This is a genomic window from Streptomyces sp. NPDC101393 (assembly GCF_044767385.1).
Lineage (GTDB): Bacteria > Actinomycetota > Actinomycetes > Streptomycetales > Streptomycetaceae > Streptomyces.
Genome location: NZ_JBIWNU010000001.1, coordinates 140588 through 161977 on the forward strand (window position 1 = coordinate 140588; position 21390 = coordinate 161977).

At 71.3% G+C, this 21390-nt stretch carries 17 protein-coding genes; 3 read left to right on the forward strand and 14 right to left on the reverse strand.

Translation table 11 applies throughout. The features are described 5' to 3' along the window. Positions 1-177: 177 nt before the first annotated feature. Positions 178-1410, reverse strand: coding sequence for a signal recognition particle-docking protein FtsY (gene ftsY / locus ACIRQ7_RS00580; protein WP_404258853.1), 1233 nt, complete (start codon positions 1408-1410; stop codon positions 178-180). A gap of 334 nt (positions 1411-1744) precedes the next feature. Here ftsY and ACIRQ7_RS00585 point away from each other — a divergent pair, with 334 nt between their 5' ends. After that, positions 1745-3220, forward strand: coding sequence for a purine-cytosine permease family protein (locus ACIRQ7_RS00585; protein WP_404258855.1), 1476 nt, complete (start codon positions 1745-1747; stop codon positions 3218-3220). A 150-nt stretch (positions 3221-3370) separates the two neighbouring features. Continuing rightward, positions 3371-4357: an LLM class flavin-dependent oxidoreductase gene (locus ACIRQ7_RS00590; protein ID WP_404258857.1), complete on the forward strand. Its 987-nt coding sequence runs from the start codon at positions 3371-3373 to the stop codon at positions 4355-4357. A 115-nt stretch (positions 4358-4472) separates the two neighbouring features. Here the strand turns inward: ACIRQ7_RS00590 and ACIRQ7_RS00595 are convergent, their stop codons facing one another. The 4 genes from ACIRQ7_RS00595 to ACIRQ7_RS00610 form a co-directional block, all read right to left on the reverse strand. Next, entirely contained in the window at positions 4473-5891 is a 1419-nt protein-coding gene (locus tag ACIRQ7_RS00595) for a sugar porter family MFS transporter (RefSeq protein WP_404258859.1), read from the reverse strand. 221 nt (positions 5892-6112) lie between these two features. Further along, the gene (locus tag ACIRQ7_RS00600) at positions 6113-9850 is read right to left on the reverse strand and encodes an AAA family ATPase (RefSeq protein WP_404258861.1); all 3738 of its coding nucleotides are present in this window, start codon (positions 9848-9850) and stop codon (positions 6113-6115) included. Positions 9851-10133: 283 nt separating this feature from the next. Further along, the gene (locus ACIRQ7_RS00605; protein WP_404258863.1) at positions 10134-10337 is read right to left on the reverse strand and encodes a hypothetical protein; all 204 of its coding nucleotides are present in this window, start codon (positions 10335-10337) and stop codon (positions 10134-10136) included. A 381-nt stretch (positions 10338-10718) separates the two neighbouring features. Next, a complete protein-coding gene (locus tag ACIRQ7_RS00610) occupies positions 10719-11000 on the reverse strand; it encodes an acylphosphatase (RefSeq protein WP_401463445.1) in 282 nt (93 codons plus the stop codon). A gap of 132 nt (positions 11001-11132) precedes the next feature. On the opposite strand from ACIRQ7_RS00610, the gene ACIRQ7_RS00615 reads away from it, so the two are divergent. Continuing rightward, positions 11133-12071, forward strand: a complete 939-nt coding sequence (locus tag ACIRQ7_RS00615) for a CAP domain-containing protein (protein ID WP_404258865.1) — start codon at positions 11133-11135, stop codon at positions 12069-12071. A 91-nt stretch (positions 12072-12162) separates the two neighbouring features. Here ACIRQ7_RS00615 and ACIRQ7_RS00620 read toward each other — a convergent pair whose 3' ends face one another. The 9 genes from ACIRQ7_RS00620 to ACIRQ7_RS00660 all read right to left on the reverse strand — a co-directional run bounded on the left by ACIRQ7_RS00620 (position 12163) and on the right by ACIRQ7_RS00660 (position 21288). After that, positions 12163-12387, reverse strand: coding sequence for a hypothetical protein (locus ACIRQ7_RS00620; protein ID WP_401463441.1), 225 nt, complete (start codon positions 12385-12387; stop codon positions 12163-12165). 131 nt (positions 12388-12518) lie between these two features. Beyond that, on the reverse strand, positions 12519-13457 hold the full coding sequence (mutM, locus tag ACIRQ7_RS00625; RefSeq protein WP_404258867.1) for a bifunctional DNA-formamidopyrimidine glycosylase/DNA-(apurinic or apyrimidinic site) lyase: 939 nt from the start codon (positions 13455-13457) through the stop codon (positions 12519-12521). A 131-nt stretch (positions 13458-13588) separates the two neighbouring features. After that, complete coding sequence (gene rnc / locus ACIRQ7_RS00630; protein WP_401463437.1) at positions 13589-14464, reverse strand: ribonuclease III; 876 nt, start codon at positions 14462-14464, stop codon at positions 13589-13591. 7 nt (positions 14465-14471) lie between these two features. Then, positions 14472-14645, reverse strand: a complete 174-nt coding sequence (rpmF, locus tag ACIRQ7_RS00635) for a 50S ribosomal protein L32 (protein ID WP_052859918.1) — start codon at positions 14643-14645, stop codon at positions 14472-14474. Between the two features lie 2 nt (positions 14646-14647). Next, positions 14648-15289 (reverse strand): YceD family protein, encoded by a 642-nt coding sequence (locus tag ACIRQ7_RS00640; RefSeq protein WP_401463815.1) that lies wholly within the window; start codon positions 15287-15289, stop codon positions 14648-14650. A gap of 185 nt (positions 15290-15474) precedes the next feature. After that, positions 15475-16638 (reverse strand): cell division initiation protein, encoded by a 1164-nt coding sequence (locus ACIRQ7_RS00645; protein ID WP_404258869.1) that lies wholly within the window; start codon positions 16636-16638, stop codon positions 15475-15477. 128 nt (positions 16639-16766) lie between these two features. Further along, positions 16767-17249, reverse strand: coding sequence for a pantetheine-phosphate adenylyltransferase (gene coaD, locus ACIRQ7_RS00650; protein WP_404260031.1), 483 nt, complete (start codon positions 17247-17249; stop codon positions 16767-16769). 26 nt (positions 17250-17275) lie between these two features. Continuing rightward, the gene (gene rsmD / locus ACIRQ7_RS00655) at positions 17276-17875 is read right to left on the reverse strand and encodes a 16S rRNA (guanine(966)-N(2))-methyltransferase RsmD (protein ID WP_404258871.1); all 600 of its coding nucleotides are present in this window, start codon (positions 17873-17875) and stop codon (positions 17276-17278) included. Between the two features lie 263 nt (positions 17876-18138). Beyond that, on the reverse strand, positions 18139-21288 hold the full coding sequence (locus ACIRQ7_RS00660) for a helicase-related protein (RefSeq protein ID WP_404258873.1): 3150 nt from the start codon (positions 21286-21288) through the stop codon (positions 18139-18141). Positions 21289-21390: the final 102 nt, after the last annotated feature.

Below are 21390 nucleotides of genomic sequence, written 5' to 3' on the forward strand. Positions count from 1 at the left end.
GTGATCCCAGGTGCGTCACGGGACCGCGTCAGAAACCACCACCTGGGTGCCCGCCGTGCCTGCGGTGGACGCGAAATCCGGCCATACCCTCCCCGTGCCCCACGACGTCGGCCCCCGGCGCCCGCCGTATGCGGGTCCGGGGGCCGATGACGGGCCGGGGCGTGGCGCCCCGGGGGGTCAGTCGCCGATCAGCGCGTCGACGAATGCCTCGGGCTCGAAGGGCGCGAGGTCGTCCGCCCCCTCGCCCAGGCCGACGAGCTTGACGGGCACGCCGAGCTCACGCTGGACGGCGACGATGATGCCGCCCTTGGCGGTGCCGTCGAGCTTGGTGAGCACCACGCCGGTGATGTCCACGACCTCGGCGAACACCCGCGCCTGGACCAGGCCGTTCTGGCCGGTGGTGGCGTCCAGGACGAGCAGCACCTCGCCGACCGGGCCGTGCTTCTCGACGACCCGCTTGACCTTGCCGAGCTCGTCCATCAGGCCGGTCTTGGTGTGCAGCCGGCCGGCGGTGTCGATGAGGACGACGTCCGCGCCCTCGGCGATGCCTTCCTTCACCGAGTCGAAGGCGACGGAGGCGGGGTCGCCGGCTTCGGGGCCGCGTACGGTGCGGGCGCCGACCCGCTCGCCCCAGGTCTGCAGCTGGTCGGCGGCGGCGGCACGGAAGGTGTCGGCCGCGCCGAGGACGACGGACTTGCCGTCGGCGACCAGGACGCGGGCGAGCTTGCCGGTGGTGGTGGTCTTGCCGGTGCCGTTGACGCCGACGACCATGACGACGCCGGGGATCTCCTCGCCGCCGTTGCCGATGCCGTTGTCGGTGTGGACGGTGCGGTCCGCTTCGGTGCCGATGAGCGTGAGCAGTTCCTCACGCAGCAGCGCGCGCAGGTCCTCGGGGGTGCGGGTGCCGAGGACCCGGACCCGCTCCCGCAGCCGTTCGACCAGCTCCTGAGTGGGGGCGACGCCGACGTCGGCGGTCAGCAGGGTGTCCTCGATCTCCTCCCAGGTGTCCTCGTCGAGGTGCTCGCGGGAGAGCAGCGTGAGCAGGCCCTTGCCCAGGGAGCTCTGCGAGCGCGAGAGCCGGGAGCGCAGCCGGACGAGCCGTCCGGCGGTGGGCTCGGGGACCTCGATCTCCGGGGCCGGAGGCGCTGCGGCCTCGGCCGGCGGCGCTTCGGCCTCGGGAGCCTCGGCGGTCGGCAGTCCGACTTCTTCGATGGTGCGACGTTCCTCGTCGCGTGGGGTCTCGGCCTCCTCGCCGACCTGCGGTTCGGCGGGGGGCGCGGTGAGGGTGGGCTCGGGGGCAGCCGGCGGGGACGGCGGCAGCTGCTTCTTCTTGCGGCTGCTGACGACGAGCCCGCTGATCGCGCCGAGCACGACCACGGCGATGACTACAGCAAGGATGACGATTTCCATAACCCCTCCAGTATCAGTCACGCCCGGCCCCTGGGGACTGCACGCGCCGGACCTGGTTGGCGCGCCCCGCCGTTCGCCCGCCGGGGCCGCCGGCGGGCCGTACGACGCCGGTCATGGCCTGGTGGCTGGATGCCCCGACGAGTGCGTGCGCGGCCCGTACTCGTCGGGGAACCCAACGGGACGTACAGCCAGAAGTTGGATCAAAGTACGATGGTCCACGGCCACGCAACGCGCGTAGAGTCCTGGCAATCAAGCTGGCCGGGCACCACAGCCGCTGCCTGCACCTCCTCCCCGGGGGTGCCTCCCAGAACCCGCGCACGGAGACACCTGCACCATGGGCACCACGTCCGCTCCAGAAACCGAAGGCGCCGTCGAGACACGAGGCATCGAGCCCGTCCCCGACAGCGAACGCCACGGCCGCGTCCGCGAACTCTTCCCCACCTGGGTCGCCGCCAACATCAGCGTGCTGCTGCTCACCATGGGCGCCTCGCTGGTGGTCAACAACGGCCTGAACTTTGTGCAGGTCGTGCTCGTGGCGGCGATCGCCGCGGCCGTCGCCTTCGGCATGGTCGGCGTGCTGTCGGTCTCCGGGAAGTGGGGCGGGGCGCCCGGCGCGCTGCTCTCCCGGGCGGCCTTCGGCGTGCGCGGCAACTACTTCCCGGGCGCGATCCTGTGGGTGGCCCGCTTCGGCTGGGAGACGATCAACGCCGTCACCGGCGCGTATGCCGTGCTGACCGTGCTGAATCTGCTGTTCGGCGTCCGGAGCAACAACGTCCTGGTCGTCGTCACGCTGCTGGCGTTCGTGGCCGTGACGTTCCTGGTCAGCGGCATGGGCCGGAAGGCGCTGAACGTCTGCAACAAGTACTCGACGTATCTGTTCGGCCTGTTCAGCATCATGGTGCTGGTCTATCTGATCGCCACCATGGACTGGGACGCCGTCTTCTCGAAGAAGGCCGGCACCACCGCGATGGTGATCGCGGGCATCGGCACGATCGCGGCCGGCGGCATCAGCTGGGTCCCGACCGGGCCCGACTTCGCGCGCTACCTCCCGCACTCCGCGTCGGGCCGCAAGATCGTCGGCACGACCATCTCCGGCGCGGCCCTGGTGCTGCTCCCGATGGTCATGATGGGCGGGGTGATGGCGGTCTCCAACCCCAAGCTGGCCGGCCAGAACACCGACCCGATGTCCTTCCTCGGCACCATCCTGCCGACCTGGCTCGCGGTGCCGTACCTGGTCACCGCGCTGGTCGGGATGGTGCTGATCAACAGCCTCTCGATGTACTCCGCGGGCTTCACCGCCCAGACGATGGGCGTCAAGCTGCCGCGCGCCATGGCGGTGAGCATCAACGCCGTGATCAGCCTGGTCGGCGGCCTGTTCATGATGCTGGTGGCCAAGGACTTCATCGGCCAGTTCATCGCCTTCCTGACGCTGCTCGCGGTCTCCTTCTCCGCCTGGATCGGCGTCTACGGCATCGACATGGCCCGGCGCCGCAAGCTCGCCGTCCGCTATGACGCCGAGAGCCTGATGAACACCGGCCGGGGCAGCCGCTACTGGTACGCCGGCGGCTACTGCTGGCAGGCGATGACGGCCTGGGCGGCCGCGCTCGTCGCCGGGCTGTGCTTCACCAAGGTGCAGTGGTTCACCGGCCCGCTGGCCACCACCTGGATCGGCGAGAACGGTCTGGGCTGGGCGGCCACGATCCTGATCGCCGCGCTGCTCTTCGCGGTCCTCCCGCGGCCGAAGGAGACCGCCCCGACCACTGGCGCGGCCCCGGCCACCGAGGCGCGGCAGCCGTCGCAGGTCTCCTGACCGCGGACGGCGCGGCCGTACCCGGGGTGTCCCCGCGTACGGCCGCGCCGCACGTACCGGCCGCACACAAGGGCACTCCACCCCTGGTTATCTGACGCTTCGTCAACTACCGTCCCCTCCGCCAACCGCCTGGCGAAGGGGACGTCCGTCATGCCCGTCACGGTCCTGCGCTTCAATCTCGTCGACCCCGCACCGACCCCCACCACGCTCGCCGCGCGCTACCGGGCCGCCGTCGACATGGCGGCATTCGCCGACGACCGCGGCATCACCATGATCCAGACCGAGGAGCACCACGCCACCACCAACGGCTGGATGCCCTCCCCGCTCGCCTTCGCCGGTGCCGTCTTCGGCGCCACCCGGCGCATCGGCGTCACCGTCTCCGCGCTGATCACCCCGCTGCACGACCCGCTGCGGCTGGCCGAGGACATCGCCTCGCTCGACCTGCTCAGCGGCGGCCGCCTCGTCACCGTCGCCGGAATCGGCTACCGGCCCGAGGAGTACGCGGCGCACGGCAAGGACTGGCAGGGGCGCGGCGCGCTCCAGGACGAGGTGCTGCGCACCCTGCTGGACGCCTGGACCGGCGAGCCCTTCACCTACCGGGGCCGTACGGTCCGCGTCACCCCGCGCCCGTACACCCAGCCGCATCCGCTGCTGCTGATCGGCGGCAGCTCGCGGCCCGCGGCCCGGCGCGCGGCCCGGCTGGGGCTGCCGCTGTTCCCGAGCGCCCACCTCCCCGAACTGGAGGCGTACTACCACGCGCAGCGGGCCGAGTTCGGCACCGACGGCTGGGTGATGCTGCCGCAGGAACGCACCTGCCTGCTGCACGTCTCCGAGGACCCGGACCGCACCTGGGCCGACCACGGCGCGCATCTGCTGCACGAGGCGCGTACCTACGCGTCCTGGCAGTCCGCCGGGATCCGCTCCGCGGTGCGCTCCACCGCCGAGGACGCCGAGGAGCTGCGCCGGGAGGGCGTCTACCGCATCGTCACCCCGGACGAGTGTGTGCGGCTCGCCGAAGAGGCGGGCGCCCAGGGCTCGTTGGTGCTGCATCCGCTGTGCGGCGGGATGCCCGTCGACGAGGGCTGGCGCTCGCTCCACCTCTTCGCGGAGCGGGTGCTGCCGCGCCTGAAGGAGTGAGGTGGGCCCCGGCGGACGAACAGGGGGAGCGGCCGGTACGGAACAGAGCGCTGCCCCGGCTCTCGGATGAGCCGGGGCAGCGCCCAGAACTGAGGAGAAGGGCTGGCGGGGGGGGTTAGCCCATCTCCTCCAACGCCTTGCCCTTGGTCTCCTTCACGAACTTCAGCACGAAGGGGATCGAGAGCAGAGCGAAGAATGTGTAGATCACGTAGGTGCCGGCCAGGTTCCAGTCCGACAGGCTCGGGAAGCTCGCCGTGATGGCCCAGTTGGCGATCCACTGCGCACAGGCGGCGACGCCCAGCGCGGCGGCGCGGATCTTGTTCGGGAACATCTCACCGAGGAAGACCCAGACCACGACGCCCCAGGAGAGGGCGAAGAAGAGGACGAAGACGTGGGCGGCGATCAGCGCCACGGTGCCCTCGGTGGTCGGCAGGGTGCCGGCCGCGGTCTTGGCGGAGAAGGCCCAGGCCTCCAGCGCGAGGGCGACGGCCATACCGGCGGAGCCGATCAGCGCGAGCGGCCGGCGGCCGATCCGGTCGACGAAGATCATCGCGATCACGGTGCCGATGATGTTGATGATCGACGTGGTGAAGCTGTAGAAGAACGAGCTGCTCGGGTCGATGCCGACGGACTGCCACAGCGTCGAGGAGTAGTAGAACGCGACGTTGATGCCGACCAGCTGCTGGAAGACCGACAGGCCGATACCGACCCAGACGATCGGCAGGAAGCGCATCTTGCTGCCGGCCGCGAGCAGGTCGCGGAAGGTCGACTTGTGCTCGCGCCGCATCGCGTCCTCGATCTCGGCGACCCGGACGTCGAGATCCACGGTGTGGCCCTCGACCTCGCCGAGCACCTCCTTGGCGCGTGCGGCCTGGCCGACGGAGATGAGGTAGCGCGGCGACTCGGGGATCGCGAAGGACAGCAGCCCGTAAAGGATGGCGGGCACGACCATCACGCCGAGCATCCACTGCCAGGCCTCGAAGCCGGCGATGTCGCCGCGCTGGTCACCGTCGGCGAGGTTGAGGATGCCCCAGTTGACGAGCTGGGAGACGGCGATGCCGACAACGATCGCGGCCTGCTGGAACGAGCCGAGGCGGCCGCGGTAGGCGGGCGGTGAGACCTCGGCGATGTAGGCCGGGCCGATGACCGAGGCCATACCGATCGCGATACCGCCCAACACCCGCCACATGGCCAGGTCCCAGAGGGCGAACGGCAGGGCGGAGCCGACGGCGCTGATGGTGAACAGCACCGCGGCGATCTGCATCACGCGGATGCGGCCGATGCGGTCGGCGATCCGGCCGGCGGTCGCGGCACCGATGGCACAGCCGATCAGCGCGATGGCGATCACCTGGGCGAGGACGGCGGACCCGACGTCGTAACGGCCGCGGATGGCCTCGACGGCGCCGTTGATGACGGAACTGTCGTATCCGAAAAGAAAGCCGCCCATTGCGGCAGCCGCGGTGATGAAGATGACATGGCCGAGATGGTCGGGGTGGGCCTTGCGGCCTTCCGTCGGCTGCGCGGTGCTGGTCAACGTGTACTCCAGTGGCCCGGCTGCGCTGCCGGGCGTAGGGGGCTGGCCCTTCCAGTGGCGCATAGGTTGGGGGTACCCACCACTTGAAGGTAAAAGCAACGTTGCCGAGACTATGCCTTCAAGTTTCGAAGTCAATAGGCCGTAACAAATTCGTTCCCCGGCCCCTCGCGAGACACTTCGTTCAAGTTATGAACAGTTGCGTCCTCAAGCTCGCTACGTGATCAGCGCAGCCGCTGACTGATGACCTTCGATACGCCGTCACCCTGCATCGACACCCCGTAGAGCGCGTCCGCGACCTCCATCGTCCGCTTCTGATGGGTGATCACGATCAGCTGGGAGCTCTCCTGCAGCTCCACCATGATCCGGATCAGCCGTTGCAGATTCGTGTCGTCCAGCGCCGCCTCGACCTCGTCCATCACATAGAACGGACTGGGCCGCGCCTTGAAGATCGACACCAGCAGCGCCACGGCCGTCAGCGACCGCTCGCCACCGGACAGCAGCGAGAGCCGCTTGACCTTCTTGCCCGGAGGACGTGCCTCCACATCCACCCCGGTCGTCAACATGTTGTCCGGATCGGTCAGGATCAGCCGCCCCTCGCCGCCCGGGAAGAGCCGCGCGAAGACCCCCTCGAACTCCCGCGCCGTGTCCTCGTAGGCCTCGGTGAAGACCTGCTCCACCCGCTCGTCGACCTCCTTGATCACCTGCAGCAGGTCGGTCCGGGTCTTCTTCAAGTCTTCAAGCTGTTCGCTGAGGAACTTGTGCCGCTCCTCCAGGGCGGCGAACTCCTCGAGCGCCAGCGGGTTCACCTTCCCGAGCTGCTGATACGCCCGCTCGGCCGCCTTGAGCCGCTTCTCCTGGTCCCCCCGCACATAGGCCACGGGCTGGTTGCGCGGATGCTCCGGGTCCTCGGGAAGCTCCTCGCCCTCGGCGGCCGGCGACGGCGGTACGGGCCGGTCGGGGCCGTACTCGGACATCAGCCCGGCCGGCTCCACGCCCAGCTCCTCCAGCGCCTTCGTCTCCAGCTGCTCGATCCGCATCCGCTTCTCGGCACCCAGCACCTCCCCCCGGTGCACCGAGTCCGTCAGCTTGTCCAGCTCGGACGCCAGCCCCCGGCCGGCGTTCCGCTCGGCCACCAGCGCCTGCTCCCGCTCGGCCTTGGCCCGCTCGGCCGCGCCGCGCTCCTCCTCCACCCGCACCACCGACACCTCGACATGTGCCAGCAGTTGCCGCGCGCCGGAGGCGACCGCTGCGGCCACCTCCGCCTCGTGCCGCAGCCGGGCGCGCCGCTGCTCCGCCCGCGCTCGCGCCTCACGCTCGGCGCGCGCTCCCCGGTCCAGCGCATCCGCCCGCCCGGCAAGCGCCTTCACCCGCTCCTCGTGCGTACGCGCCTGGAGCCTGGCCTCCATCTCGGTCTGCCGCGCATTGGCCCCGTCGGCGGCCAGCCGGTCCCGTACGGAGGTGTCCGGCTCCTCGTCGCCGACGCCCGGCTCCTCCTCGGCCACCGCGAGCCGCTCCGCCAGCTCCTCGGCCTCCTCGGTGGCCCGCGCCAGCGCCTCCTCGGCCTTGGCCGCCGCCGCCCCGGAACGCTCCGCCTCCCCCGCCGCGGCCCGCGCCTGCCCGCCGAGCCGCCCCAGGTCACCGGCGACCTTCGACTTCTCCCGGTCGGCGGCCCGGCGCCGCTCCCCCAGCTCCTCGACCCGTGCGGCACACTCCGTACGCCGCTCCTGCGCGGCCCGCTGCTCCCCCGCCAGCGCCTCGCAGCGCCCCGCCAGTTCCTCCAGCTCGGCCGCCGCCTCGTCGACGGACGCCTGCACCTCCAGCAGACTCGGCGCACCGGCCGACCCGCCCTGCGCGAAATGCGACCCCAGCAGATCGCCCTCACCGGTCACGGCCGTCAGCTCCGGCCGCGCCGCCACCAGGGCCTCCGCCTCCTCCAGCGTCCCGACCACCACCACATCCCGCAGCAGCCGGGCCACCGCCGCCGTCAATTCCTCCGGCCCGCGCACCAGTTCAGCCGCGCGTACGGGCCCGCAGCGCGGAGTGGGGACACGCGGCGTCTGCGCCGCATCCACCGCGGGCGCGACCGCAGCCCCCTCCCCGCGTGTCGCCTGCGCTCCGACCGCCGTACGGCCCGGCCCCGCGCCGATCCGCTCGGCCGCCTCGGCGGCCCGCGCCGGGCCCGGCACCCGGGCCGCACCCGCGTGCTCCGCACCCTCATCCCCGAAGCCGCCGGCCGGCCCCGCCGACCCCAGCACCATCGCCGCCCGGCCGGCGTCCTGTTCGCGCAGCAGGCGGATGGCCTCGGCGGCGGTGGCCGGGCCGGTGACCGCGAGGGCGTCGGCGGCCGCGCCCAGAGCCGCCGCCACGGGGATCTCGAAACCCGGGGTGACGGTCAGCAGTTCCGCGGCCGGCCCGAGCAGACCGCCGATCCGGTCGGCGGCGGCCAGCAGCGCGCCCGTACCGTCCTTGCGGCGCAGCCCGAGCGCCAGCGCGTCGTGCCGGGCGGCGGTCGCGGCGCGCTCACGCTCGGCCGTGGTGAGCGCCTCGCGGGCGGCGGTCAGTGCGGTCTCGGCACCGGCCAGCTCGCGGCGGGCCGCGTCGTGCCGCGCGCCGGCCTCCTCGTCGTCCGCGTCCAGCCCGTCGACCTCGGCCTTGAGCTGCTCGTACTCCTCCTGGGCCGCGGCCGCCCGCTGCCGGGCGTCGTCCCGGGCCTCGGCCAGCCTGCCGATCTCCGCCTGCGCCGAGGCCGCCCGGCCGCGGGCCGCGGTGGCCTGTCCGCTGAGCCGGGCCAGTCCCTCACGCCGGTCGGCGATGGCGCGGGCCACATCCCGCAGCCGCCGCTCCTCGTCCGCCAACTGACGCTCCAGCCCGGCGCGGTGTTCGACGGTGTCCTCCAAGGCCCGGCTCGCCGCCTCCAGCGCGGCCGTCAACTCCGCCTCCTGCTCGCGGATCCGGGCCGCCTCGCGCTCCATGTCCTCGGGGTCGCGCCCGTGCCGCTCGTCCGGCGGGGCCGCCGACGCGCTCGTGACCCGCGCCTCGGCCAGCGAGATCGTGCCGCGCACCCGCTCGGCGAGCTGCGACAGCTCGTGGAAGGTCTGCTGGGCGCGCTGCAGGCGCGGCGTCAGCGTACGGACCTCTTCCTCCAGCACCGCCTCGCGCTGCTGGGCGGTCCGCAGCCGTGCCTCCGCGCTCTCCTTGCGTTCCTTGAGCGCCGCCTCGTCCGCGATCTCCGCGTCCAGTGCCCGGCGCATGGTGACGAGGTCGTCGGCGAGCAGCCGCAGCCTGGCGTCCCGCAGGTCGGCCTGGATGACGGCGGCCCGCCGGGCGACGGCGGCCTGCCGCCCCAGCGGCTTGAGCTGGCGGCGCAGCTCGTCGGTGAGGTCCTGGACGCGGGCGAGGTTGGCCTGCATCGCGTCGAGCTTCCGTAGCGCCTTTTCCTTGCGCTTGCGGTGCTTGAGGACGCCCGCCGCCTCCTCGATGAAGGCGCGCCGCCCCATGGGGTCGGCGTGCAGCACCCCGTCGAGCTGCCCCTGCCCGACGATCACATGCATCTCGCGGCCGATGCCGGAGTCGCTCAGCAGCTCCTGGATGTCCAGGAGCCGGCAGGTGTCGCCGTTGATCTGGTATTCGCTGCCGCCGTTGCGGAACATGATCCGGGTGAGGGTGACTTCGGCGTACTCGATGGGCAGCGCACCGTCGGAGTTGTCGATGGTGAGCGACACCTCGGCCCGGCCCAGCGGCAGCCGTCCGGTCGTCCCGGCGAAGATGACGTCTTCCATCTTGCCGCCGCGCAGCGACTTGGCGCCCTGCTCTCCCATGACCCAGGACAGCGCGTCCACCACATTGGACTTGCCGGAACCGTTGGGGCCCACGACGCAGGTGATGCCGGGCTCGAACTTCAGCGTCGTGGCGGAGGCGAAGGACTTGAAGCCTCGCAGGGTCAGACTCTTGAGATGCACGCCTTTGGACTCTACCGGGCACCGGCCGGCGGGCGGCCCCAACATTCCGTCGCCCGCCACGGCACGCTTACGGCCCCCGGGTATGTCACGGCGTTCATTTTCGGTTTCACCGGGGAAAGTGCAGGGCACATCATGCGGTAAGGAAGTCGGTAGCCCAGAAGTGGCGCGAAAGGCACCGACAGGACGGGGAATGACGAAGGGACGCCGAAGCGTCCCTTGCAGATCTTGAAGAGAGCGGTGCCTCAAGCAGCTGACGAGCAGCCCACCGTCCCTCGGGTTGGGGTCAGGTGAGCGCGGGCTCCGCCTGGGGTACGTCGATGTCGAGCATCGAGTCGTCGTGCCGTGCGGCAGCGGACAGCATGTCGTTTTGGGCCTGCATCCGAATCAGCTCGGATTCCAGGTCCTGGACGCGCTGCTGAAGCCGTCGCATCTCGGAGTGGACTCGGGGGTCGGAGCCGCCGACGTAACCGAGAAGCGCCTTTGCCATGATGGATGGTCCTCCACAATGAGTGACCGACCGAAGCGGTGTGGGTCGTGAGGGATTCGCACCCGCGGTGCTTGTCATTATCTGGTGCACTCAATGCCAAACAGCTAAGGTGCGCGGGGATTCCAGAGTCTCACCAAAAGGTTTGAGGGTCAACACGATCACACCCCGTATCCTCGGGCACCTGAGAGTGCGCGGCCGCGAAGGCTCGGCGCAGACTCTCCAGAAAGGTCCCGCGGGGCGTGGAGATCATCCGTACAGCGGCAGCCTTGCACGGGTCGGCCGAGTTGGCAACCACCTGCCGATATCTCCTGTGACCAGGTGACGAAGGCGCCTTGGCAAGATCATGCCGGGTGGCCGTGCGGAGGGTTTCGCGAGGGCCGCTCAGCGGATCTCGAAGCCGTCGTATCCGCCCCGGGGCGTGTCCCAGATCTCAGTGACTCCGTCGACCCGGCCGGGCGTGTCCCCCGTGCGCAGCCAGTCCAACAACTGTTCGCAGTGATCCTTCGGGCCTTCGGCGACCACCTGGACGCGGCCGTCGCCGAGATTGACGGCGAATCCGGCGAGTGCGCCGATACGCAGGGCGTTCGCGCGGGTGAACCAGCGGAAGCCAACTCCTTGCACCCGGCCCCGCACCCAGGCCGTGACGCGGACATCTTCGTTCATGTGTGCACGCTAACCGGCCAATTGCTCAGCAGTCACTTCCGCCTCGTACGTCATGGCGTACAGTCCCCCGACAACGAAACTCACTCTTTCGGGTGAGAGTTATTGACGCTGAGGACGGAAGGAAGTCAGCGGATGGGCCGCCATCGACGCTCTGCTCCCCAAGCGCCCGAACCCATAGGCACGCCGCCTGTTGAGGCCCCGGCCGTGGCATCACCGGCCGCGCGGGCCACTGCCACGCGCCACCACGGCCACCGTGCGGCGCGCGGCCGCCGGATGGCGCCGGTGCGCACCGGACTGCTCGGCGCCTCCGCCGCCGTGGCCATGGGCGCCGTGGCGGTCGCCTCCGGACTGGTCCCCGGCAGCAGCCAGTTCGATGTCGGCGGCGGCAGCGGCAGCGGCGAGCGGGTACGCGCCGACTCGCTGCCGGACGCCGAGCCGCGGGGTTCGCTGTCCGTGACGCCCACGGACCGGGCGACGGAGGCGGCGAGCCGCAGCAGCGACCGCCCCACCGCTCCCGGCGCCGGCACGGGCCGCGACTCCTCCCCCGGCACCTCTTCGGCCTCCCCATCACCGGACAAGCCGTCCAAGTCCTCCGCCGCGACGACCGGTTCACCGCAGGCCCCGGAGAAGACCGACCGGCCGGCCACCGCCGCGCCGAAGCGGTCGGCGACCCCGTCGAAGGCCCCGGACACCCAGTCGTCGGCCGAGTCCCAGGTGCTGTCGCTGGTCAACCAGGAGCGTGCGCAGGCCGGCTGCTCCCCGGTGACCGCCGACCAGGAACTGGGCTCGCTGGCGCAACGGTTCAGCGACGACATGGCCCAGCGGGACTTCTTCGACCACACCGACCCGGACGGCCGCAGCCCCTGGGACCGCGCCCGTGCCCAGGGCATCAGCAATCTGGGCGGCGAGAACATCGCCAAGGGCCAGGCGAACGCCCAGTCCGTCATGGACTCCTGGATGAAGAGCCCCGGCCACCGCGCGAACATCCTCAACTGCGAGTACAAGACCCTCGGCGTCGGCGTCCACTTCGGTGCGGGCGGCCCCTGGTGGACGCAGGACTTCGGGTTCTGAGACGCGGGCACCGGGACCTGCCGTGTCAGTGACCGGCCGCCGTCGGAGGCGGTTCCCGGGAGGCGGGCGGGGGCACACCGTGCCGCCGCGCTCAGGGGCAGGGCTGGTCGTCCGTCCAGCCGCGCTTCGCGGACAGCCGCGAGACCCGGCCGGCCAAGTCCTCCGGCACGGCCACACCCAGGCGCCGCGCGGCCCCGAGGCGATGTCTGACGAGACCGAGTATCCAGTCCAACTGATCGTCGGTGCGCGAGCCGAAGTCCTGGAGTGACTGCGCCAGGAGCTGCTGCCGGTCGATCCCCGTGCCATCCTCTGTCATGGGCGCAGAACCTACCCGGTGCCCTCCGCCCCGGTCACCGGCTACGTGCAGGTAGTTATCGGACTGCGGCCCGCGCGGCCGTGGCCGGACGCTGCTCGACGCCGTACCGCGAAGCCGCCCCCGCCCCGTCCTCAGCCGAGGCGGGTCGGCCGGGGCGGGCGCTGGCAGCGGGGGCAGAAGTAGCTGGAACGGTTCATCCAGGGCCGACGGCGCATGGGGGTGCCGCAGCGGCGGCAGGGTTCGTCCTCACGGCCGTACGCGTCCAGCGAGCGCTCGAAGTAGCCGGACTCGCCGTTCACGTTGACGTAGAGGCTGTCGAAGCTGGTGCCGCCGACGGCGAGCGCGGCGTTCATCACGTCCCGGATGTGGCCGAGCAATTCGGCGGTGCGCGGGCGGGTGAAGGTGGCCGTCGGCCGGTCGTAGTGGAGCCTCGCGCGCCAGAGCGCCTCGTCGGCGTAGATGTTGCCGACGCCGCTGATCAGGGACTGGTCGAGCAGGGCGCGCTTGACGGTGGTCCGGCGGCGGCGCAGCGCGTCGTGGAAGGCGGCGTCGTCGAAGGCCGGGTCCAGCGGGTCGCGGGCGATGTGCGCGATGACGTCGGGGAGGTGGTCGGCGGCCCCGGGCACGGTGTCGTGCAGCGAGAGGCCGCCGAAGGTGCGCTGGTCGACGAAGCGGAGTTCGGTGTCCACGGCGTCGGCGAAGCGGATCCTGACCCGCAGGTGCTTCTCGTCGGGGGCGTCCTGCGGCTGGACCAGCAACTGGCCGCTCATCCCGAGGTGGGCGAGGACCGCCAGGCCGTGGGTGACGGACGGCGCGATCATCGGGCCGATGCCCTCGGCGGCGGTCTGCGCGGCCGGGCCGCCGCCGGTCACCGGGATCCAGAGGTACTTGCCGCGGCGGCACGCCGCACCGAAGCGCAGCCCCTTGAGGCGGGCGGCGAAATCGGCCGCGCCGGCGGTGTGGCGGCGGATCGCGCGCGGGTGCAGGACCTCGACGGCGTCGACCGTCCGGCCGCTGACCCAGCGCTCCAGTCCGCGGCGTACGACCTCGACCTCGGGCAGCTCGGGCACGGGGGGCGCTCCTTCTCGGTCCTCGTCACGGTGGTCTGCGCGGTGCTCACCGCGGTCCTCCTCGGGCCCGCGGAAACACTTCTGACCCTGTCCGGGCGGCGGGCCGTCCGGACAGGGTCAGAAGAGGTGCTTCAGTGTGCCGACGACGTGCTGTCGTCGGAAGCCGGAGCCGGGTCCTCGGAGGCCGGCGACGTGCTGTCGTCGGCGACCTGCTCCCCGGCCTTGGCCGCTTCGTCCGCCGCGGCGCGAATCGCACGCCACGCGGACTCCGCCGCCTGCTGCTCGGCTTCCTTCTTGCTGCGGCCGGTGCCGGTGCCGTACGAGACACCACCGACGCGGGCAGCAGCAGTGAAGACCTTCTCGTGGTCGGGGCCGGTCTCGGTGACCAGGTACTCCGGGACGCCGAGACCTTCGGTCGCGGTGAGTTCCTGGAGGCTCGTCTTCCAGTCGAGGCCTGCGCCCAGGCTGGAGGACTTCTCGATGAGCGGGTCGAAGAGCCGGTGGACCAGCTCCCCTGCCGCGTCGAGACCCTGGTCGAGATAGACCGCGCCGATCACCGCTTCAAGGGTGTCGGCGAGGATCGAGGCCTTGTCCCTGCCGCCCGTACCTTCTTCGCCCCGTCCGAGGCGGATGAAGGCGCCGAGGTCGAGGCCGCGGCCCACCTCGGCAAGCGCACGCGAATTGACCACCGCGGCCCGGAGTTTGGCCAGTTGGCCTTCCGGCAGGTCGGGGTGGATGTTGTACAGCGTGTCCGTGACCACCAGGCCGAGCACCGAATCCCCGAGGAATTCGAGCCGCTCGTTGGTGGGCAGACCGCCGTTCTCGTACGCGAACGAGCGGTGCGTCAGTGCACGCACCAGAAGGGCGGACTCGAGCTTGTAGCCGAGCCGCCCTTCCAGAAGCGTGTGGGACGAGGCTGTGTCCGCCGGTGTCGGTTCTTCCCCGCGCTTGCGGGAAGACGAATGGGCGTCTTCCGCCTTCTTTGGGCTAGACACGCTGCCTGTCACCAGCCGCTCAGACCTCGAGGACCTGGCGCTTGTTGTAGGTGCCGCAGCTCGGGCACGCGATGTGCTGCTGCTTCGGCTCATGGCAGCGCTCGCACGACACCAGGGTGGGGACCGCAGCCTTCCACTGCGACCGGCGGTGGCGCGTGTTGCTGCGCGACATCTTCCGCTTCGGAACAGCCACGGCTACTTCTCCTGCTTCTCGTCGACGTGCGCTGATCGAGGCGCGTCGCCGCTCATGTTGTCCTTCTCGCCGTCCTGGTTGGTCCCGGCGAGTCCCTGCAGTGCCGCCCACCGAATGTCGACGGCATCGTGGTGGTGGTCCGGGTCGTCCGCGAGCCGCACTCCGCATTCGGAGCACAGTCCCGGGCAGTCGTCCTGGCACACCGGCTGCAGCGGCAGTGCAAGCACCACCGCGTCCCGCAGCACGGGTTCGAGGTCGAACAAGTCGTCCTCGAGGAAGAGGGTGTCCTCCTCGTCCTCGGCGTCGTCGTCGGAATCCGCGGTGCGGTTCCGGGCGTCGGCGTCGGGGTAGGAGAACATCTCCTGGAAGTCCGCGTCGAGCTGTCGCTCCAGCGGCTCCAGACACCTTACGCACTCCCCCTTCACGGTTGCACGGCCGGTGCCTGTGACAAGCACCCCGTCCATGACCGATTCCAGGCGGAGGTCGAGCTCGATCGGCGCGCCCTCGGGCACTCCGATGACCTCATTGCCGAGGTCCCGGGGGGCCTCGGCGGTGCGGGACAGCCGCTTGAGCGTGCCGGGACGACGACCCAGCTCGCGTGTATCGAACACGAGCGGAGAACGGTGGTCTAGGCGGGCGTTGATGGCTTCCTGCTTTCTGTACTGCGGTACGAGCCGCTCGCCACCGGAGACGATGGACGGGCGACCAAGATCGCGGACGTATACGAAGTCATGCCGAAGGCACACACGCGACCGAAGAGCCAGGATACTGGACGGGCCCCGATAGGCCCAATCCGCGGCCGGCCCTCCGCCGACGGCCTGCTCGGGGCCTACTGGCGGCCCTCTTCGTACGCCCGGAGCTGGTCCAGGTCGATCATGCTGGTGTCGAAGAGACTGGTCTCGTCGAGGGCGCCGGGCTGGGCACCCTGGCCCTGCTGGGGCTGCTGGGGCATCTGCTGCGGGAGGTACCCGGCGTTCGGGTCGTAGCCCTGCTGCTGGGCCTGCTGGGCGGCCTGCTGCTGCCAGTCATAGCCGTACGGGTCCTGCTGCTGGGCGTACTGGGCCTGCTGGTAGGCGTAGGCGTCCTGCTGCTGATACCCCGGGTCGGTGTAGTAGCCCTGTTGCGGCTGCTGCTGAAACTGAGGCTGCAGTGACTGCTGGTGATCGGCGTACTGCGGGTGCTGCTCCTGAGGCTGCGGCTGCGCCGGGGGCATCTGAGGCATCTGGGGCGCCTCGACCGGCTGGGGCTGCTGTGTGCCCTGGTCGGCGCCGATGTCGGCCAGACCGGCGAGATATTCGGCGTCGGCCTGGTGCCGGCCGCCCTGCGGGTCGCCCAGCGCGGCCATGTGCAGTCCGAGCTCGTCGGTCTCCCGTGCGCCCTGGAGCTTGTCCCGGCCGCGGCCGACGGCCTCCAGCGTCTTGGTCAGCACCGCCTGGAAGGCGCCGAACTTGGCGTCCACATAGGTGTCGGCGCGCTGCTTGAGGGTCTCCGGGTCGGCACTGCGCTCGGGCGCCTCGTTGTCCGCGTAACCCTGCTCGTCGAGACCAGGGCCCCGGCCGAGCAGCTTCTCGCGGCCGCGGTCGACGGATCCGATGGTCTTGGTGAGGACGACCTCGAAGTTGGCGAGCTTGCTGTCGACGTAGTCGTCGGCCTCGGCGCGGATCTCCTCCGCGTCCCGGCGGGCCTCGCCCAGGATCCGGTCCGCCTCGTCCTGGGACCGGCGGGCGACCTCGGTGTCGGAGACCAGGGAACCGCGGTGGGCGTGCGCGGACTCGATGATCCGCTCCGCCTCGGCCCGCGCCTCCTCGACCATCTGCTCCCGGCCGCCGATCAGCTCCTGTGCCTGTGCCAGCGACCCCGGCAGCGCTGCGCGCACCTCTTCGAGCAGGGCGAGCAGCTCGGCGCGGTTGACCACGCACGAGGCCGACATGGGCACGGACCGGGCGCTGCCGATGGTCTCGACGATGTCGTCGAGCTTCTTCTGCACGTCCACCTTGGACTCGCCACTCTCTGAAGGGATGGAACGAGGGAACGGGACGACTGTACGGCCACCGGCCCTCGGCCCGACACCTGCTGACGTCCCATCAGTCCGACGCCGGGCTCAGTGGGCGTCGCGCCGCGTCACCGGTCCTTCTTCAGGCGCTCGGTGAGGGCGTCGAGGACGAAGGGCGGGACGAGGTGGGCGATGTCGCCACCCCAGGCCGCGACCTCCTTGACGAGGCTGGAGGAGAGGAAGCTGTAGGTGGGGTTGGTGGGGACGAACAGGGTCTCCACGCCGGAGAGCCCTATGTTCATCTGGGCCATCTGCAGCTCGTAGTCGAAGTCGCTGACGGCCCGCAGCCCCTTGACGATGGCGGGGATGTCGCGCTGCTTGCAGAAGTCGACGAGCAGGCCGTGGAAGGACTCGACCTCGACGTTGCCGTATTCGGCGGTGGCCCGGCGGATCAGGTCGATCCGCTCCTCGACCGTGAACAGCCCCTGCTTGGACTGGTTGATCATCACTGCGACGTGGACGACGTCGTACAGCTTGGAAGCACGGGCGATGATGTCCAGGTGCCCGTTGGTGATGGGGTCGAATGACCCCGGACAGACGGCGCGGCGCAACTTCGGTTCCTCGCTCTCCGATCCGGTCATGACACGCTTGTTGACGTCGTTTCGGTGGACGTCGAAGCGGCGCGACCGTACCAAAGCGTCCCCTCGCCGTAGCGACGGGACCTGATCGCTGCAAAACCGTCCGGCCATGGGAACGTGCCGCCTCTGGTGCTGCGCTCCACGGTGACGAGTGCCTCCTCCGCAAGCCAGCCCTGACCACGGAGTGTGAGCAGGATCTCGCGAAGATCCTCATCGGTCGCGGCGTAGGGCGGGTCCAGGAACACGATGTCGTACGGCTCGCCGGGGACCGGGGCGGCGGCGGTCTGCTCGGCCTTCGCGGCGCGGACCTCGGCGCCGGGGAGGCCGACGGTGCGGACGTTGTCCCGGATGGTGCGGGCGGCGCGGGCGTCCGCCTCGACGAGCAGGACGTGCGCGGCGCCGCGGGAGAGTGCCTCCAGGCCGACCGCGCCGGAGCCGCCGTAGAGGTCGAGCACCCGGGCGCCGGCCAGCGGCCCGTCAAGCGATTCCCAGGTCGAGAACATGCCCTCGCGCGCCCGGTCGGAGGTGGGGCGGGTGCCGTTGCCCGGTGGTACGGCCAGTCGGCGGCCGCCGGCCGTACCGGCGATCACGCGGGTCATGGGCCCGTCCTTACGTGGTGCGTGGCGCGGGGTGGATCGCGCGGTGGGTGGGATGGTGCGGTAGGTGGGCGGTGGCGGGCCGGGTCGGGCCCGCCCTCCCACGATATTCCGTCGGGTGGCGGTCGGCGCCGCCCGGCCGTCCACCGGCTCCCCCGGCGCGGTGATCGATCTCACGTGGGCGGGGTGCCGGGACGGTGGGGGCGGGATGCCGGACGGCCGGGGCGGGGTGCCGGGACGGTTCGGGCGGTCCCCGGGGAACTCGTTCAGCCCTTGTCGAGGTATTGCTCCCGTTCGTCGTCCAGCAGGGCGGACAGCGCGAGCCGCAGGTCGGGGTGGCCGGTCAGCTCGGGGTCGGCGGTGACCACCGCTGCGGCCTCCTCCCGGGCGGCTGCGATCACGTCCTCGTCGTCGATGACGGAGAGCATGCGCAGCGAGGTGCGGACGCCGGACTGGGCCTGCCCGAGGACGTCACCCTCCCGCCGCTGCTCCAGGTCGATACGGGAGAGCTCGAAGCCGTCGAGGGTGCCGGCGACGGCGGCGAGCCGGGCGCGGGCGGGGCTGGCCTCGGGCATCTCGCTCACCAGCAGGCACAGCCCGGGTGCCGCGCCCCGGCCCACCCGGCCGCGCAGCTGGTGCAGCTGGGAGACGCCGAACCGGTCCGCGTCCATGATCACCATGGCGGTGGCGTTGGGAACGTTCACCCCGACCTCGATGACCGTGGTCGCGACCAGGACGTCCAGCGCGCCGGCCGCGAACCGGCGCATCACGTCGTCCTTGTCGTCCGGGGCCATCCGGCCGTGCAGCACCGCCACCCGGAGGCCTTCGAGCGGGCCCTTGGCGAGCTGTTCGGCGACTTCGAGCACGGCGAGCGGCGGCCGCTTGTCCTCGGCGTCCTCCGGCGAACTCTCCTTGGCGGCCGCCCCCTTGGCGCCGGCCGCCCCCTTCTTCGCCCCCTTGGGCGCTTCCTCCTCGTCGCCGATCCGCGGGCACACCACATAGCCCTGGTGCCCCGCCTCGACCTCTTCGCGCACCCGTTCCCAGGCGCGGGCGAGGAAGTGCGGCTTGTCCTTGGCCGGCACCACATGGCTGGCGATCGGCGAACGGCCGGCGGGGAGTTGGTCCAGGACGGAGGTCTCCAGATCGCCGAAGACGGTCATGGCGACCGTGCGCGGAATGGGCGTCGCGGTCATCACCAGGAGGTGCGGCGCCCGCTTCTCCCCCTGGGAGTGGCCCTTGTTCCGCAGCGCGTCCCGCTGCTCGACGCCGAAGCGGTGCTGTTCGTCGACGACGACCAGGCCGAGGTCGTGGAACTGGACCTTGTCCTCGATCAGGGCGTGCGTGCCGATGACGATGCCGGCCTCGCCGGTGACCAGATCGAGCAGCGCCTGACGGCGCGCGGCCACGCCCATGGAGCCGGTCAGCAGCACCACCTTCGTGCCGTGTTCGGCGCCGCCCAGCAGGCCCCCCTCGGCCAGCTCGCCCATCATCTCGGTGATCGAGCGGTGGTGCTGCTGGGCGAGCACCTCGGTCGGCGCGAGCATCGCCGCCTGGCCTCCGGTGTCCACGACGCCGAGCATGGCGCGCAGCGCGACCATGGTGTTGTGCGTGACCGTGAAGTGGTCGGTGATGTAGGCGTGGCCCGGATGCGCGACGCTGATGCACTGGACGGGTTTGCGCCCGGCGTGCTCCACGGCGACCACGTCCCGCCGGAAGAGGTCGTCGCCCGCGGGCGGCGCGGCCACCGCAGGCGCCTGCGGGTGCCGGAACGGCGGGTAGCCGTCGGGCAGGGTGAGCGGGACGTCGTACGCCATGGGCCGTTCCCCGGTCGCTGCGGGCCGCAGGTGTGCGCGGCCGCCCAGGGAGCGCACCAGCCAGGCGAGGTCGTCGGCCAGCGCGGCGGGCGCGCCGGGGAACGCGAGCTGGGGAGTGGCCGTGCCCGCGGCGTCCATCAGGCCCTGGAGCACCGCCAGCCGGTCCTTCACCGGGGCGTTGCGGTAGGCGTCCGGCACCCGCCGCGCGCGGTCCGTCCCGCTGCCGGACGCGGCCGTGTCCGCCTCGCCGCCCGGGTCGGCGGACAGGTCGGCTCCCGCGTCCGCGCCCAGCGAGAGGCCCAGCTGATACGGGTCGAGCGGCCGGTGGGCGCCGTCGTCGAGGTCCACCGGGGTGACCGGGGCGATGGACCAGCGGGGGCGGCCGTCGGCGTCCCGGAGCCGGGCCCGCAGCGCGCGGGTCGTCAGCACCTGCGTGGTGTGCCGGCCGGGTCCCGGTGCGCCCGGCGGCCGCTCCCCGGATGCGTTGCGCCCGACGATCCAGAGGTGTTCGTCGTCGCATTCGACCGTGCTGCCGTCGGAGAGCACCAGCCGCCAGACCTCGCGCTCCCCCTGGGGGAAGACTCCGTCCACCAAGGCGGGCTCACCGGACGGCACGACCACCTCGGTGCCGACGGTCATCTCGCCCATGGGCCGGAACCCGTGCGGGGTCAGCACCAGTGCGTCCAGCGGCTGCGCCTTGCCGGAGCCCACCTCGCCCTGGAGCAGGCGGTGCATGGGATGGTCGGTGGCGAGGTCGTCGAAGATCTCCCGGCTGACCTTCTGCTGGCCGTCGGTGAGGGTGAAGGGGAGGTCGGCGTCGAAGCTGTCGAGGATGCCGCCGGCCACCAACGGGCGCGGGGTGGCCGGGAGTTGGGTCTCGGCGAGCCGGCGCCGGGCGAGCGCGACCTGGAGGACGAACGCCTCGTCCCACTTCAGCCGGGAGCGCGCGTCCGCGATGTCGGCCTTGCTGCGCGGCCGGTGGATCTTCAGCAGGGCCTCGGGGAGCGGGACCAGCGCACGGCCCTCGCGCAGCGCGTCCGGCAGCGGGTCGATGGCGTCCTGCGCGCTGGGCAGCACCGCGTCGACCGCCTTGGAGAGCTTCCAGGACGCCATCTGCTGGCAGGCCGGATAGATCGGCATGAGCTGATTGGCGAAGGCGGAGGCCGCCTCGGCGCCGGTGTCGGCCTCGCGGTCGAGCAGTTCGTATTCGGGGTGGGCGAGTTGGAGTTTGCGGTTGAAGACGGAGACCTTGCCCGCGAACATCGCGCGGCGGCCGGGCAGCAGGTCCTTGTGGGGTTTGTGGATGCCCTTGCCGAAGAAGACGAGTTGCAGCCGGCCGCTGCCGTCGGTGAGCGTCACTTCGAGCCGCTGGCCCCGGCCGTGGTTGAACTTCAGCACCCGGGCGTCCGCCACCTGCGCGACGACCGTGACGTGCTCGTCCAGGGGCAGGTCGGCGAGGCGGGTCAGCTCACCGCGCTCGGCATAGCGCCGCGGGTAGTGATGCAGGAGATCCCCGACCGTATGCAGGTCGAGATGCTCGGCCAGCACCTTCGCGGTGGTGCCACCGAGGATTTTCTTCAGGGGTTCGTCGAGCGCTGCCACGCCTTACATTGCACACCACGCCACTGACAACGAACCGGATTCCCCGCTTTTTCCGGTCCCGTATCAAGGAAATCCGTCTCTTACGGCCCGCAATTACGGCTT

What these genes read in the sequence shown, in the direction of transcription:
- ftsY (WP_404258853.1), bottom strand. Translation starts at nt 1,410, where the DNA reads ATGGAAATCGTCATCCTTGCTGTAGTCATCGCCGTGGTCGTGCTCGGC.
- ACIRQ7_RS00585 (WP_404258855.1), top strand. Translation starts at nt 1,745, where the DNA reads ATGGGCACCACGTCCGCTCCAGAAACCGAAGGCGCCGTCGAGACACGA.
- ACIRQ7_RS00590 (WP_404258857.1), top strand. Translation starts at nt 3,371, where the DNA reads ATGCCCGTCACGGTCCTGCGCTTCAATCTCGTCGACCCCGCACCGACC.
- ACIRQ7_RS00605 (WP_404258863.1), bottom strand. Translation starts at nt 10,337, where the DNA reads ATGGCAAAGGCGCTTCTCGGTTACGTCGGCGGCTCCGACCCCCGAGTC.
- ACIRQ7_RS00610 (WP_401463445.1), bottom strand. Translation starts at nt 11,000, where the DNA reads ATGAACGAAGATGTCCGCGTCACGGCCTGGGTGCGGGGCCGGGTGCAA.
- ACIRQ7_RS00615 (WP_404258865.1), top strand. Translation starts at nt 11,133, where the DNA reads ATGGGCCGCCATCGACGCTCTGCTCCCCAAGCGCCCGAACCCATAGGC.
- ACIRQ7_RS00620 (WP_401463441.1), bottom strand. Translation starts at nt 12,387, where the DNA reads ATGACAGAGGATGGCACGGGGATCGACCGGCAGCAGCTCCTGGCGCAG.
- rsmD (WP_404258871.1), bottom strand. Translation starts at nt 17,875, where the DNA reads ATGACCCGCGTGATCGCCGGTACGGCCGGCGGCCGCCGACTGGCCGTA.